This window comes from Nostoc sp. T09 (assembly GCF_002154695.1).
Taxonomy (GTDB): Bacteria; Cyanobacteriota; Cyanobacteriia; order Cyanobacteriales; family Nostocaceae; genus Aulosira.
This window is the reverse complement of record NZ_MTAV01000086.1, coordinates 22,460-37,390: the sequence shown is the minus strand read 5'-3', so window position 1 is coordinate 37,390 and position 14,931 is coordinate 22,460. Positions and strand designations below refer to the sequence as shown.

At 43.8% G+C, this 14,931-nt stretch carries 13 protein-coding genes; 5 read left to right on the top strand and 8 right to left on the bottom strand.

Annotated elements, in window-relative coordinates; translation table 11 throughout:
* Nucleotides 1-245 precede the first annotated feature (245 nt).
* From rsgA to grpE, 5 genes are all read right to left on the bottom strand, one after another.
* A complete protein-coding gene (gene rsgA, locus BV372_RS18205) occupies nucleotides 246-1,367 on the bottom strand; it encodes a small ribosomal subunit biogenesis GTPase RsgA (protein WP_086687902.1) in 1,122 nt (373 codons plus the stop codon).
* The gene (locus BV372_RS18200; protein ID WP_086687901.1) at nucleotides 1,364-1,621 is read right to left on the bottom strand and encodes a sulfurtransferase TusA family protein; all 258 of its coding nucleotides are present in this window, start codon (nucleotides 1,619-1,621) and stop codon (nucleotides 1,364-1,366) included. Before BV372_RS18200 ends, rsgA begins: the two co-directional genes overlap by 4 nt.
* Entirely contained in the window at nucleotides 1,621-2,751 is a 1,131-nt protein-coding gene (dnaJ, locus tag BV372_RS18195) for a molecular chaperone DnaJ (protein WP_086687933.1), read from the bottom strand. The genes BV372_RS18200 and dnaJ overlap by 1 nt, the downstream gene beginning before the upstream one ends.
* 914 nt (nucleotides 2,752-3,665) lie before the next feature.
* Nucleotides 3,666-5,624 carry a molecular chaperone DnaK gene (dnaK, locus tag BV372_RS18190; RefSeq protein ID WP_086687900.1) on the bottom strand — a complete coding sequence of 653 codons (1,959 nt, stop codon included), beginning with the start codon at nucleotides 5,622-5,624 and terminating at the stop codon, nucleotides 3,666-3,668.
* Between the two features lie 352 nt (nucleotides 5,625-5,976).
* Nucleotides 5,977-6,702: a nucleotide exchange factor GrpE gene (grpE, locus tag BV372_RS18185; protein WP_086687899.1), complete on the bottom strand. Its 726-nt coding sequence runs from the start codon at nucleotides 6,700-6,702 to the stop codon at nucleotides 5,977-5,979.
* Nucleotides 6,703-7,190: 488 nt separating this feature from the next.
* Here grpE and BV372_RS18180 point away from each other — a divergent pair, with 488 nt between their 5' ends.
* The 4 genes from BV372_RS18180 (at nucleotide 7,191) to BV372_RS18165 (ending at nucleotide 12,461) form a co-directional block, all read left to right on the top strand.
* Nucleotides 7,191-9,203 carry a GspE/PulE family protein gene (locus tag BV372_RS18180; RefSeq protein WP_086687898.1) on the top strand — a complete coding sequence of 671 codons (2,013 nt, stop codon included), beginning with the start codon at nucleotides 7,191-7,193 and terminating at the stop codon, nucleotides 9,201-9,203.
* Nucleotides 9,204-9,268: 65 nt separating this feature from the next.
* Nucleotides 9,269-10,396 carry a type IV pilus twitching motility protein PilT gene (locus tag BV372_RS18175; RefSeq protein WP_086687897.1) on the top strand — a complete coding sequence of 376 codons (1,128 nt, stop codon included), beginning with the start codon at nucleotides 9,269-9,271 and terminating at the stop codon, nucleotides 10,394-10,396.
* A 176-nt stretch (nucleotides 10,397-10,572) separates the two neighbouring features.
* Complete coding sequence (locus BV372_RS18170; RefSeq protein ID WP_086687896.1) at nucleotides 10,573-11,793, top strand: type II secretion system F family protein; 1,221 nt, start codon at nucleotides 10,573-10,575, stop codon at nucleotides 11,791-11,793.
* A 110-nt stretch (nucleotides 11,794-11,903) separates the two neighbouring features.
* The gene (locus tag BV372_RS18165; protein WP_086687895.1) at nucleotides 11,904-12,461 is read left to right on the top strand and encodes a hypothetical protein; all 558 of its coding nucleotides are present in this window, start codon (nucleotides 11,904-11,906) and stop codon (nucleotides 12,459-12,461) included.
* 171 nt (nucleotides 12,462-12,632) lie between these two features.
* Here BV372_RS18165 and BV372_RS18160 read toward each other — a convergent pair whose 3' ends face one another.
* From BV372_RS18160 to aat, 3 genes are all read right to left on the bottom strand, one after another.
* Nucleotides 12,633-13,304, bottom strand: a complete 672-nt coding sequence (locus BV372_RS18160) for a hypothetical protein (RefSeq protein WP_086687894.1) — start codon at nucleotides 13,302-13,304, stop codon at nucleotides 12,633-12,635.
* Nucleotides 13,301-13,714, bottom strand: a complete 414-nt coding sequence (locus BV372_RS18155) for a RusA family crossover junction endodeoxyribonuclease (RefSeq protein ID WP_086687893.1) — start codon at nucleotides 13,712-13,714, stop codon at nucleotides 13,301-13,303. The genes BV372_RS18160 and BV372_RS18155 overlap by 4 nt, the downstream gene beginning before the upstream one ends.
* A gap of 161 nt (nucleotides 13,715-13,875) precedes the next feature.
* The gene (aat, locus tag BV372_RS18150) at nucleotides 13,876-14,451 is read right to left on the bottom strand and encodes a leucyl/phenylalanyl-tRNA--protein transferase (protein ID WP_086687892.1); all 576 of its coding nucleotides are present in this window, start codon (nucleotides 14,449-14,451) and stop codon (nucleotides 13,876-13,878) included.
* Nucleotides 14,452-14,564: 113 nt separating this feature from the next.
* On the opposite strand from aat, the gene BV372_RS18145 reads away from it, so the two are divergent.
* Nucleotides 14,565-14,894, top strand: coding sequence for a hypothetical protein (locus BV372_RS18145; RefSeq protein ID WP_086687932.1), 330 nt, complete (start codon nucleotides 14,565-14,567; stop codon nucleotides 14,892-14,894).
* The last annotated feature ends 37 nt before the right edge of the window (nucleotides 14,895-14,931 follow it).

The window sequence follows — 14,931 nt, the reverse complement described above, 5'->3', positions numbered from 1 at the left end:
ATCGCTATGTTAAAAATCTGGTTTAGAGATTGTTTGATTCATAGCAATATTTTCCAACACTTAATGAGAGCTGATAAATATAAAAGTTCAATTTTTAAAGAACTTGCTTATGGGTCAATACCTGTATATTGCAAGGGTTACGCCAATCTTTCAGGTCGTTGGCGTTGTTTTTTTAGTTGTTGGTTAACTTACTGCGACTGCAACTATTTAGTATCTATGTTAGCGTTACCAGCTTTGAGATTTCCTCATTCCTCACTATCTTGATATAAATCTTGCAAAGCTTGCATTTGCGTCTTGCGAGAAACACGACGATATTTTTTACTTTCTAACTTTGGTTCGTATTGACTCTGACCTTTGCCTTTAGTTTTTAGCTTCAGAGTAGATTCGGGGTCTGCTTGCTGGTTTCGCTGAGTCTGATAGGCGATCGCGTCGTCTAAAAATTCTAGATAATGTGGATAGCGTTCCCAATTTCCCCGCACGGCACAGTCAGGCTCATCTCGATGCAGACAATCACTAAACCGACAGCTAGCCACAGCTAAGCGCTCTCTCGCTTCGGGGAAATAATATACTAATTCGTCTGGAGTACAATCGAGGTCAGGTTGATTAAAGCCGGGAGTATCTGCTAGTAAACCTTTGCTAGGTAGTTCAAATAATTCTACATGACGGGTAGTGTGGCGACCACGAGCTAATTTGCCAGAGACTTCACCGACGCGCAAATTTACATTAGGAACCAGTGCATTTATTAAACTTGATTTGCCAACACCAGAAGGTCCGGCGATTACAGTAATTTTATGATTGAGATAGCCAGATAACTGGTCAATATTTATACAATTTTTGATACTAATGAATAGCGGTTGATAACCCCAAGCAACAAGGCGATCGCTAATTTGCTGCTGTACCTGTGGTGAAACTAAATCACTTTTATTCAGGCATAAAATCACATCCAAGCTAGTAGATTCAGCCTTCACCAGAAAGCGACTTAACTGGTAAGGTTCCAGAGGCGGATCTGCCACAGCAAATACCAGCATGATCTGGTTGACATTGGCAATTGGTGGACGATCTAACTGAGTTTGACGGGGTAGCACATCAGAGATCGCGCCTCGTCCCCCAGCCCAATCGGGTTCTTCGATCACCACGCGATCGCCCACCATCACCTGTTGCCCAATTTTTTTCAAGCGTGTTCTGCGAGTACAGAGGAGCATTGGGGGAGTGGAAGACGCGGAGAGTGTTTGTGATAAATTCCCCGCATCCCCGTGTCCCTTTATTTCCTTGTTTTCTACATCTAGCTGGACCTGGTAAAAATTCGCTTGTACAGCTAGCACTGTACCCAGTAACTGTCCAGTAGCCAAATCAACTTCTCCTGTCATTGGGCGATCGCAGGACGGCGTACTAACAAGGAAAAATAACCCATGCAATCTGCAATTTGTTCTACCTGATAGCCAGCCATTGCCAAGCTATCAGGAACCTGCTCAATTGGCTCCCCAGGGTCTAGCCAAACTTCTAGTAAACCCCCTGGGGGCATTTTTTCCAGAAGTAGTTTTGTCCGGACAAAATTAATCGGGCAAGGAGTGCCGCGCAAGTCCAGTTGAGCATCAGGAGATGATAGAGAAGATAAACTCATTACTTAAACAGATTACCCAAGAATCCTTCTAGACCGCCTTTACCAGTGCGCTCTCCCTTAATTTTAGCCAGCTTCTCTAACAATTCCCTCTCCTCTGGAGTTACCTTGGTGGGAATATCAATCAGTATCGTCAGCATATGGTCACCCCGACTGACAGGATTTCCCAAGCGTGGTACACCACGATTTTCTAGCTTCATCACGGTATTCGGTTGGGTTCCAGCCGGAATTATTAATTCCACTGGTCCATCAACCGTATCTACCTCCAAACGACAGCCTAAAATTGCTTGCAGGTAACTAATTTTGATTTCTGAGAGAATGTTAATGCCATCCCGGTGAAATTCCTCGTCCTCATTTACGAACAAGTAAACGTATAAATCTCCCGGAGGGCCACCTCTTTGTCCCGCATCGCCTTCTTGGGAAATTCGCAGGCGCGTGCCATTATCCACACCAGCAGGAATAGTAATTTTGAGTTTCTTGGTGATTTGATTTGTGCCTTTACCGTCGCAAGCATCACATTTATCTTCAATCACCGTTCCCGTACCATTGCAGGTAGGACAAGTTGAAACTTGGGTGAAACTGCCAAAGGGCGTTCTCGTGACACGGCGTACTTGACCTGAACCGCTACAAGTCGAACAAGTCCGAGGGCGAGTTCCTGGTTTTGCTCCAGAGCCGCTACAAATATCACAGGTTTCTAAATGAGAAATGCGAATTTCTTTTTCACCACCAAATACCGCTTCCCGAAAATCTAACTTCAAGTCTAATCGCAGGTCATCACCCCGTACAGGCCCACTGCGCCTTCTTTGCGTCGTTGGACCACCCATTCCACCAGCAAAACCACTGAAAATGCTTTCAAAGATATCGGCAAAGCCGCCCATATCACTCATATCTTGGAAGCCAGCCGCAGCCGCACCAGAGACACCAGCCTCACCAAAACGGTTATAACGCTCTCTGATTTCCGGCTCGGAAAGCACTTCGTAAGCACGGTTAATTTCCTTAAACCGCTCCTCTGCTCCCGGTTCTTTGTTCACGTCTGGGTGATACTTCCGGGCTAGGCGGCGGTAAGCTTGTTTGATTTCTTCTTTGTCGGCGTCACGAGAGACACCCAGAATTTCATAATAGTCGCGGGCCATATAGCAAAGGTAAAAGTTAGAAGGAAGAAAGCAGAAGGTGAGCCAGCGAGGTGAAGCAGTGCCTTGGAGAGACAGTGCGTTGCGGTGAATCCAGCGCTCTTGGTAGGGTTTCCCTGCGCAGGCGACTGGTGAACCCGAAGGGAGGAAACCTCCGTTGTAGCAACTGTCGCCGATTTCTCCGACTTCAAGCAACTGCCGCTCCCCAAAGGAGTTCTCGTAAAGCCCTTCGGGCATAGCTCCGCTTACCGCGCAGCATCTCCGATAGGAGAAGAGTACCCATAAGGATCTTGGGAGCCACTACGTTTATTCGCCAGAATTGTACCCCTTCGAGAAACCGTAGAGTAGCAATTGGCGTTTTCCTGACCCAGGTGGCTAGCATTAGCCCTAGCGTTAACAAGGGCCCAGCTTCACCCGTAAGGGTCTTGAGAGTTTCCCAGCTTGTACTCTTTTAGAGAAATCGCCGGGTCGCAAGTGACGTTTTCCCAACCCAGGTGATTGGCATTAGCCCTAGTGGTAGCGAGACCGTCACCATCAGGGCAGAACAGAGAGGGTGAAAGGTAGAAGTTAATTTTTATTAATAATTGATTTTACCTTTTCCTCTTTACAAAAATCACCAGCAAGTATCGAGCAACAGGCGCTTTCCTCGTGGGAGACGACCAAAGCTCAGGAAATGACAAGCAAAGCAAACCTCTGCTCGGACTTCTCAATGTCTGAGGCTGTCTCTTTTACAATTGTGCTACCTAGGCGGGGCAAACTCTGCCCATCTACCAGAGGGGCTAGCCGCACCATTAGGTGTGGAAAACCCCCCAAATGCGTTTTGGCATCTGTGCTGGGATACGTCTAGCCCACGGTAATTCGCTTCTACAATCTAGCAAACTTGGAGACTGGGGACTAGGCAATGGGACGCCCAGTCCTTAATCTATCGCTTCGTAATCAGCCTGTGCGGTGCCTTCATCATCAAAATCAAAGTTAAATTGCGGTATCAGTGTTCCACCCACTGGTTGCTCTGGTTGTGAAGTAAACAACTCCTCCGAGACTTCAGGCGCTTCATCCGGTTGACCATTAGCTCGGTTGTACACGTTAGCACCGATGGCAAATAGAGTTTTTTGAAACTCGTCCAAGTTTTGCTGAAATTCTTGTAAAGAAATTTGAGAGTTAGTCATGGCTGCTTGGAGTTGTTTGCCTTTCTCATTTGCCAAAGCTTTTATGTCCTCGCCAATTAAGTTGCTGTTATCTTTGAGAGTCGATTCGTAACTAAAAAATAGATTCTCAGCCTGGTTTTTCAGTTCAACCAGTTCTTTACGCCTTTTATCTTCTTCAGCAAACACTTCAGCTGCTTGCCGCATCTTTTCTACTTCTTGAGTACTTAAGCCACCTGTATTGGTAATGCGAATACTCTGCTCTCTACCCGTGCCTTTGTCTTGAGCACCAACCTTGAGGATACCATTGACATCGATTTCAAAAGATACTTCAATTTGCGGCACACCACGCGGAGCTGGAGGAATTCCTGCCAACAGAAACTTGCCGAGACTTTTGTTATCTCGTGCCATTGCCCGTTCACCTTGCAGGACATGAATTTCTACTGAGGTTTGTCCATCAACTGCGGTGGAAAAAATTTGCGATCTACTGGTGGGAATTGTGGTGTTACGTTCGATGATTTTGGTAAAAACTTCTCCCAAGGTTTCAATTCCCAAAGATAGAGGAATGACATCCAATAGCAAGAGATTATCGACTTCTCCACCCATTACCCCAGCTTGGATAGCGGCACCTAGTGCAACTGCTTCATCAGGGTTAATAGAGCGATCGGGAGTTTTGCCATTGAAAAACTTGATGAGAGCGTTTTGGACTGCGGGAATGCGAGTGGAACCACCCACCAAAATGATCCGATCTATGTCTTGTGCTTTGCGATCGCCATCTTTGAGCGCTTGGATCATCGGTTCAATGGTAGCTGCAATTAAATGCCCTGTCAGTTCTTCAAATTTCGAGCGGCTAAGTTCTAGCTCCAGATGCTTCGGTCCTGTATCATCCGCGGTAATAAAAGGCAAGTTAATCGAGGTACTGAGCATACTAGAAAGTTCGATTTTTGCCTTTTCTGCTGCTTCCCGCAGGCGTTGCAGTGCCATCTTATCTTGAGACAGGTCTATATTCTCTTGTTGTTGGAAGCGCTCAATGATCCAGCGCAAAATACAATCATCAAAGTCGTCACCACCCAATTGATTATTACCATTGGTTGCCTTGACTTCAAACACTCCATCTCCCAGTTGGAGGATGGATACGTCAAAGGTGCCGCCTCCCAAGTCAAAGACTAAGATTAGCTGCTCTTGGTCTTGCTTATCTAAACCAAAGGCTAAAGCTGCCGCAGTTGGTTCATTAATGATCCGTAATACTTCTAGCCCAGCAATTGTACCTGCGTCTTTCGTAGCTTGTCTTTGGGCGTCTGTGAAATATGCTGGTACGGTAATTACTGCCTGAGTAACAGCTTCACCCAAGAAATTTTCTGCATCCTGTTTGAGCTTTTGCAGGATCATCGAAGATATTTCTTGTGGTGTATAGTTACGTCCACGAATTTGCACATCAACAGTATCGTCTCGACCTTTGACACAGGTATAGGGTGAGCGATCGCGTTCTGTTGCTGTTTCTTCCCAACGACGACCGATAAATCTTTTGATGCTGAAAACTGTGTTTTCAGCATTAGTGACGGCTTGTCGCTTAGCCAGCTGACCAACCAAGCGATCGCCCCCCTTTCCAAATCCCACAATACTAGGAGTTGTGCGTCCACCCTCAGAATTAGCGATCACAACTGGTTGACCGCCTTCTAAAACTGCGACGCAACTGTTAGTAGTGCCTAAGTCGATTCCAATAACTTTTCCCATACTGTTCAGTATTTTTACGGATTTCTTTGGCCGTGAGGCTTTGCGGACTATCTTATTTGATTTTTTTGCTACAGACCAATACTCACGGAAATGTTCTGTGGAAACCCTGTTCCTGAGGGTAAGTAAGAAGTTAAAGCATCGGGTTGGCAAAGGAGCTGCTTTCACTAGTGGGCGGCTTCTTGTTTGAGAGTCGCACCCCAAATGAGAGCTACCAGCAGAAGACGCGCTGCTGAACTTCGACTAACCGTCACCAGATCTGTCCTAACTGAGATCTGTGATGCTCGCCCTTACAAAAACCAAGGCACTTTTGGTCAGTGGAGCGAGCAACTACAGCTTAATAGTTGACTGGACTCTACTGATTATCTTGTGCAGGTGAATCTTCTTTGGGAGCAGCCACCTTCACCATTGCATGGCGCAGTACGCGTTCACCCAAGTAATATCCACGTACTAACTCTTCTAACACTGTTCCTTCAGGATGTTCATCCGTAGGTTCCCGCATTACAGCTTCATGCAGGTTGGGATCGAATTCCTGACCTTCAGGACGCATTGGTGATACACCCAAACGTTTCAACGAATCTACTAATTGTTTGTAAACGCCTTGGTAGCTTTTATGAATTGTCATTTCACCGTCACCTTGCGGTTTGAGGTGCGATCGCGCCCGCTCAAAGTTATCGACTACTGGCAACAATTCTGTAATCGTGTTGCGCTTCACCTGCGTTTCTAAATCTTCTTTTTCTTTTTGGTTACGTTTGCGGTAATTCTCAAAATCTGCCGCAATTCGCAGATATTGAGTGTTGCGCTCTTCTAGTTGCCCTTTGAGGGACTCGATTTGTTGAGTCAAATCTGCCAAAGCTGTCGTTCCTTCTTCAGTTCTCTCAGCCGCTACGACACCATTTTCAGGTGTAAACGCAGTATCTCCAGATACATTAGTTTGTGCTGCCACTGGCTCAGTCACCTCGCTGCCAGATTCGTTAGAGTTAATTTGGGCTGGGGAGTCGCTCTTCATTGCTTGCTTTACCTCTATTGGTTCACCCAATTGCTGGCTTGTATTGTTTACCTGTTTATTTTCGTCTATCATTGTCCACTCATCCCAGATACTATTTACGGCATTTTTTCACCACCTCTAGCAACCGTTGCTTTTGACGGCTGGTAAAAGAGGTTGGTTTTTTTGCCAATATTTTCCTGGAAGTGATTGTCACTGCCCTCTTATTGTGACAAATGGTGAAAGCGTTAGCGTAGACGCTTCTAGGGCGGTAACCCGAACGGGGATTGTGACTTTAACACTACATCTTAGGGATGAGCGGCAATCAATATGATTTGTCCCTAATCATTAGTTATAAGTCTTTTTTTTTACTAAATACTACTTAAAATTTAAACATTGCATTTTCGGAAAAACTAGCGGTTCTCTTGCGAATGCAGTACAGAGTATTCGTGTTCCTCTGTAGTTTTTTATTTTTTCGTCAGCAGTGAAAATTTTTGGCTGGAATTTACTCAATTTAAATGAGAATTCTATGCCACAGCCTGGGAATACTTTACTCAGAGGTTTTCCCTACCCATTGCTCAATTATGACTTACTCGTCACCGCAACGGCGCAGTACCGCTCTTACCACAAAAACAGAGTTTTCGCCATTTGGCAATAAGCTAGTGCAGGCTGGCTTTGTTAATAGCGAACAGATGAGGCAGGCGCTGATTGAAAGCCGCAAGTCTGGCATCCCATTAACAGAGATGCTAGAGTCAATCACCGGGCGACAACTATCACCTGAATTACTTAGGCAATACAAGAAACAGCAGTTATTTGAACTTAAAATACTATACGGTGTTGAATTCCTCGATCCGGAAGTCAACCAGCTTGGCAATACGATGGTGGGGAGGCTGATTGAAACCCTGATCCCAGTAGATATTTGTCGTCGCCATCGTTTGATCCCACTATCAAAACATGAAGACCAAACCCCACCCTGCGTTTTAGTGGCGATGGTCGATCCAGATAATCTAGAGGCTTCGGATGACCTTAACCGCATCTTACGCCCCCAAGGATTAGCTTTGCAGCGCATGGTAATTACCCAAGAGGACTACCAACAGCTCATAAATCAATACCTAGATGAACTAGCCATTCGGCAAAAACATCTAGAACAAGAAAAGTTTACAGACATCAATCAGGATTTAGAGAATCTTGGCAATCTTGATATAGATGACGCCCCCGATGATATGGAGGCTGACTTGGGAGCAGCGATGAAGGGTGCAGAAGATGCTCCAGTCATCAATCTCGTCAATAGAATTCTTGCTAAAGCCTTACATGAAAGTGTTTCTGATATTCATATCGAACCGCAAGAAGAAAATCTCCGCATTCGGTTTCGCAAGGATGGGGTTTTGCGTGAAGCTTTCGACCCCCTACCGAAAAAAATCATTCCTGCGGTGACAGCTCGGTTTAAAATCATCTCCAGCCTAGACATTGCTGAGAGGCGTTTACCTCAAGACGGACGTATCAGGCGAATGTTTGAGGGACGCAAAGTGGATTTCCGTGTGAATACCTTACCCAGTCGCTACGGGGAAAAGGTTTGTCTGCGGATTTTGGATAACTCCTCCACCCAACTCGGATTGAATAAGTTGATTACCGACCAGGAAACCTTAGATATTGTTAAGGACATGGTCAGTCGTCCCTTTGGTTTGATTTTGGTTACCGGACCGACTGGTTCTGGTAAAACGACTTCGCTGTATTCCGCACTAGCAGAAAAGAACGATCCCGGAATCAACATTAGTACAGTCGAAGACCCAATTGAATACAGCTTGCCAGGGATTACTCAAGTACAGGTGATTCGGGAAAAAGGGCTAGATTTTGCTACAGCGTTGCGCGCTTTTCTACGGCAAGATCCAGACGTGCTACTGGTGGGTGAAACCCGAGATAAGGAAACCGCCAAAACTGCGATTGAAGCTGCCTTAACAGGTCACTTAGTATTAACCACCTTACATACCAATGATGCCCCAGGAGCGATCGCCCGTTTGGGAGAAATGGGCATTGAGCCTTTCATGGTTTCTAGTTCTTTGATTGGCGTTTTAGCACAACGCTTGGTACGGCGTGTTTGTTCTGATTGTAGGATTCCCTATACTCCCACAACTGAAGAACTTGCCCGTTACGGTCTATCGGCTTCACAAGAAGTGAATGTAACTTTCTACAAAGCTAACAGCGTGCCCGCCGATTCTCAATCAGACGCTAAAGGCAAAGGTCAAGTTTGTCCAAAGTGTAATGGTGTTGGCTACAAAGGACGTTGTGGTGTTTACGAGGTCATGCGCGTTACCGAGAACTTGCAAACCCTAATCAACGAAGAAGCACCCACAGAACGCATTAAAGAAGTAGCGGTAGAAGAAGGTATGAAAACCTTGCTGGCTTATAGCTTGGATTTAGTACGTCAAGGTTCCACGACTTTGGAAGAAGTAGAACGGGTGACATTTACTGATACCGGTTTAGAAGCTGAATTAAAAGCTAAACGCAAGAGTGGTCTAACTTGCCGTACTTGTGATGCCACATTACAACCGGAATGGCTAGATTGCCCCTACTGTATGACACCGCGCTTTTCTGATTAGTCAAGCGTCAACAGTCAAGGGTACATACGACTAAACAAATAACAAATGACTAGGGAAGCAAAACTATGGAAATGATGATTGAAGACTTGATGGAACAGCTGATTGAAATGGGAGGTTCGGATCTACATTTATCCGCTGGCTTACCTCCTTATTTCCGTATCAGTGGCAAACTTACCCCTATAGGCGATCAGGTATTGACTGCCGATCAGTGTCAAAGACTGATCTTTAGTATGCTCAACAATACTCAGCGTAAAACTTTAGAGCAGACCTGGGAGCTTGATTGTTCCTATGGTGTGAAAGGATTAGCTCGTTTCCGCGTCAATGTCTATAAGGATCGTGGTGCTTATGCTGCTTGCTTGCGTGCTTTAAGTTCTAAAATTCCCAACTTTGACAAATTGGGTCTGCCAGATGTGGTGCGGGAAATGACAGAAAAGCCCAGAGGGCTAATTTTGGTCACAGGACCCACTGGTTCTGGTAAGACAACTACCCTGGCAGCAATGATTGACTTAATTAATCGCACCAGGGCAGAGCATATTTTGACAGTGGAAGACCCTATAGAATTCGTTTATGAACCAATTAAAAGCTTGGTTCACCAACGGCAACTTGGTGAAGATACCAAAAGTTTTGCTAATGCTTTGAAAGCTGCTCTACGGGAAGACCCAGATATTATTCTGGTAGGAGAAATGCGCGATTTGGAAACGATTTCTTTGGCTATCTCCGCTGCGGAAACAGGACATTTGGTATTTGGTACTTTGCACACTAGTTCTGCTGCACAGACGGTTGACCGGATCATCGACGTTTTCCCTCATGAAAAACAAACCCAGGTGCGGGTGCAGTTATCTAACTCTCTAGTGGCAGTGTTTAGCCAAACTTTGGTACCAAAGAAAAACCCTAAACCAGGTGAATATGGTCGGGTGATGGCGCAAGAAATCATGGTTATCACTCCTGCTATTTCTAACTTGATTCGAGAGGGTAAAACATCCCAAATTTACTCGGCTATTCAGACTGGCGGTAAATTGGGTATGCAAACCTTGGAAAGAGTTTTAGCCGATTTATATAAAGCTGGAACTATCTCCTTTGAAGCGGCTATGTCTAAGACTTCTAAGCCCGATGAAATTCAACGTTTAATCGGTGGCGCACCGCCAACAGCAGGTGCAAAACCTGGCGCAAACGGTGTTGCTAAAACGCATTAAACTTTTACCCTACAGAGAATTGGTAATGGTTAATAGCAATGATTAATGGCTATCAGCTATGGACTATTAACCAAATTACTAATTTACTCATTTTTAATTTTGTGAGAAGTTGCCAGGAGGTTTTCCCTTCGTAGCAAACTTTTCAAGTCAAATTTTCAATTTTGAATTTATAAACTATGCCTACCTATGTTGCCCGTGTTCGGGACTCACAAGGAAGATCCAGAACAGAAAAATTTGCTGCTGAATCTCTAGCGCAAGCCCGTACAAATCTTAGAGATCAAGGTCTTGTTGTCCAAGAATTGAAGGAATCTCAAGGCGCACTAAGCTTTGATTTTAAAAAATTCCAGACATCAATGGTCAAGGTTTCCGTTAAAGATAAAGCTGTCTTCTCTCGTCAATTTGCCGCATTAACGAATGCAGGCGTAGCCATCGTCAGAAGTTTGGGAGTACTGTCTGAACAGTGTAGTAATCCTAAATTAAAAGCAGCGCTGATTGATATTGGTAATGATGTTCAAACCGGCACAAACCTTTCAGATTCAATGCGGAAGCATCCTCAATGCTTTGATAATTTGTATGTAAGTATGGTTCAAGCTGGCGAAATTGGTGGTGTTCTCGACGAAGTATTAAATCGCTTAGCTAAGTTGTTAGAAGATGTTGCACGCTTACAAAACCAAATCAAAGCTGCATTGTCCTATCCTATGGTTGTGGGTTTTTTAGCAACCGCGATCTTTGTAGGTATGACTGTTTTTCTCATCCCCATTTTTGCCAACATTTTTAAAGATTTAGGAATAGAATTACCTGCCTTAACACAATTCTTGATGACTTGTAGTGAAATATTACGCAGTTACTGGTCTTTAGTAATTATTGCTGGAATTATGGCATTTATGTATGCCTATAAGCAGTATTACAAAACTCGTGTTGGTAAAGAAACTATTGATCGCCTTTCCCTGAAAATGCCTTTGTTTGGTGACTTGATTCAAAAATCCGCAGTTGCCCGCTTTAGCCGTACTTTCGGTGCATTAACTCGTTCTGGTGTGCCCATTCTGACTTGTTTGGAAATTGTCCGAGATACATCAGGTAACCAAGTGATTGCTAATGCCATAGACGCGGCCCGTATAGAGATTCAGCAAGGGGGTATGATTAGTGTTGCTTTGCAAAAAGAGGAAGTTTTTCCTGCTATGGCAATTCAGATGATGAGTATTGGCGAAGAAACTGGAGAATTAGATGCGATGTTAATGAAAGTTGCCGATTTTTATGAAGATGAAGTTGAGCAGGCAGTGAAAGCATTAACCAGTATTTTAGAACCACTGATGATAGTGGTCTTGGGGGGCATGGTTGGTACGATTTTGTTAGCGATGTATCTGCCTATGTTTAAAGTATTTGAAAAGCTGGGCTAAAAAAGGCTAAAGGATAAAGGATGAAAATATCTAATAAGTTGTATTTCATCCTTAGAATTAAAATTTTCTACTTTATATTTCAGAGTTTATACTTCATCCTTTGCAGAAAAATGCCTGTGCAAAAATCTGATTACGAAGCTAGTTTAGCTGAGTATAGCCATCATCTGGCGGCGATCGCTTTATTAAAACAGCATCGACCTTACTTGGAAATGATTCCCAGTCTGCGCCGTCCTGATGAAAGTGTGATCGCCATCCCTTTGCCGATTGTACGTCTTCGCCAAACTGAGACAACAGCTCCCCAAACAACTTCTCTACCCTGCGATGTAGCAATATTAATGTGCGATCCAGAGTGGAAAGTTAAAACTGGATCTGAGATTTTAATTTTTATTCATCGTCCCCATGAAGACTTTTCTGATTTGTTAAGACGCTGGCGACAAACTCAATTTTTTTTAGACAAAGATTATGAGTGGCTGATGCCTGACCGCCACAATCATATTTTAAGTGAAGGCGCTAATACTGTGTATCCTTTGTTTGTAGTGTTTAGTGAAACTTCAGAACGCATACAACGAGGTCTTGTAGGAGCAGAACTCCCATTTATTATGCAAAAACCGCAATGGCTAGTAGAGGAGGAGCGAAGGGATGAAGAGGGACTAGGAACTAGAGGCTAGGAGCTATCATTGCTTCGTGACATCTCACAGTACCGCCCCATAGATAGCCTCGTCTCAGAATATTGAGACTTTAACGTCATCACTCTTTTTGCAGCAAAGGAGGGAGCAGGAGGATAGAATTAGAGACAAATCATTTTTATCAGGCATTTAGTGAGATGAGATGACAAAGTGTTAGGCGGGTGAATTAGCATTGCTAATGTTAAGAAGTTTCTCAATTGTTCCTATCAAGTCATTTACTAATGTTGGTGTCGGCTTAGTTTCTCGAAAGCCATGAACTATTAAGTTTCTAGATTGCAAACCCTCGTCTAGAATCTGATAATCTTCTTGACTAATCACACCTAATGAGTAAAGTTCCTTGATGATTAAAAGCGAAGGTTTCTTGGCTAACTCAAGTCCTTGTTCCTGCCCAACCAAGCGCAAAGCAGCTTCTATTGCTGACCAAGCTAAAATTAATGCTGCTGCTTGCTCTTTACCTGAAAGTTCACGAACTAGTCGAATACGTTCCTTAATTTCTGAAATAAGCAAAATCTGGGCATTCCCTTCGACAACAGCAGATTTTACAGGGTTTGTAACTACCAACTCAAAACGCCACCCAGGCTGATTATTTACCGCTTTAGCCAAAGCTGTAAGATAACTGGATTTAGTAAGTGTGGGCTTAGATTTGACCTCTACAACTACATTTTCGTGATCGCAAATAGCAATCATGTCTAGTGAGAAGCTTGATAGAAAATCCGGTAGTTCGCTTCTAGAAGGGTGGAGTAAAACTTGATACCCCTTCTTTTTATATTCTCGTGCAATGCTCTGAAGACGCTTTTCCTCTAGAGCTTCAGCAGTCTTACTCATTGCAAAATCTCCGTGTGATCGGGTGCTTCTACAATTTTAATATGAAGAAACTCCGTTCCTTTGCAAAAACCTTCAGCAAGAACTGAGGACATACCCTTCACCCTGAAAGTACCGTTGAGATCTGTTTTACGAACTCTAGTATCTGTAATTTGTCTATCATCTATGTAAACTAGACCGATTAAAGCATCCTGAATAGGCTTAACCATGTTGTCATTATCCATTCTCACAGTTATGCCGTTATGATAATAGACAACTGTAATTTGAAGCTGACATTTTACAGGTTGAGCATTTTGAGAAATATATTTAATAGCTGCGTCTCGTACTGTTTGTTGCCAAGCACGTAAGCGGTTTCGATTCTGCGTCTGGTGTGAGAGGGGAGTACCTTCCACGATGAACTCAAAGGGTAGCATCTATAGAAGTAATGCCAGATTTGATTATATACATATGACTCTAATAATACTTGTATAGAAAAATATTGGAATAAGCTTGTAGATTAAGTGTGCTAAGTAATTTAACTAAAGCACTATTCTGACACAACAGAGAAAAAGTACTTTAAAGAAGTTATTAGTTTTTATACTAAATAACAGTTGCGTTGCAATGCTTTATTGAGTAGGGCTTGATATTCTTGATCGCTAACACGATAAGCACCAAATCTTTCTAAATGCGGATTCATCATTTGCGCGTCAAACAGTACAAATTGCTTTTGTCGCAATCTCTCTACCAATTTCACCATTGCTACTTTGGAGCCTTCGGGGATTCGGTAAAACATTGATTCACCAATGAAAGCACCGCCGATCGCAATCCCTAAAATTCCCCCAGCGAGTTCGTCACCTTGCCAAGTTTCAAAACTATGAGCATAACCTCTCTGGTAGAGTAACCAATAAATCTTTTGTAATTCTGGTGAAATCCAAGTTGTGTCACGGTTGGCACACCCAGCCACCACTGCTTTAAAATCACGGTTAATTGCAACTGTAAACCGCTCTTGGTTCAGGATACGCCGCAAGGATTTAGGATAGCGAAATCTTTCATCTAACGGAATTAATGTGCGATCGCGACTACCATACCAGCCCAAGCCCTCGCTGTCGTCAGCCATAAGAAAATAGCCTTGAGCATAACCCTGAATAATAGCAGCGGTATCATATTCCATAGTGAAGATCACAATTAAAAAAGCCTTATTGAAAACGCAATTCGATGTTAACAGTCATCCTCTGCGTTCCTCACGATTTCTCTTTGCGTTCCTCAGCGTTTCAAATCAAACAGATGACAGAACCAATTCCACCCATCACCCTACCACCATCTAAAAATCCCCAGCTTGAAGGCGAATGGCTGCAACAACGCCTGCTGCGGTGGCTGGATGCAGAATTTCTCCCAGAAATAGTCAATCAAAAAATTGCCCAACGCGCCGCCCAGATTTTTATGCGCCAACGCATGGAAGGAGAAAACGACCTCGGCTCTCTGGTAATTGCTATTGTTACAGAGATGCAGGCCTTTGATTTTTCCAAAAGCTTTTATGGAGAGTTTGCGATCGCTAACGCTGTCAGCGATCTACTCTTAGAAAGTCTGGGAATTGATCGGTGTTGCGGTCAATAATATTTGTCATTTGTCCTCTCTTACAAAGTTCTGATCG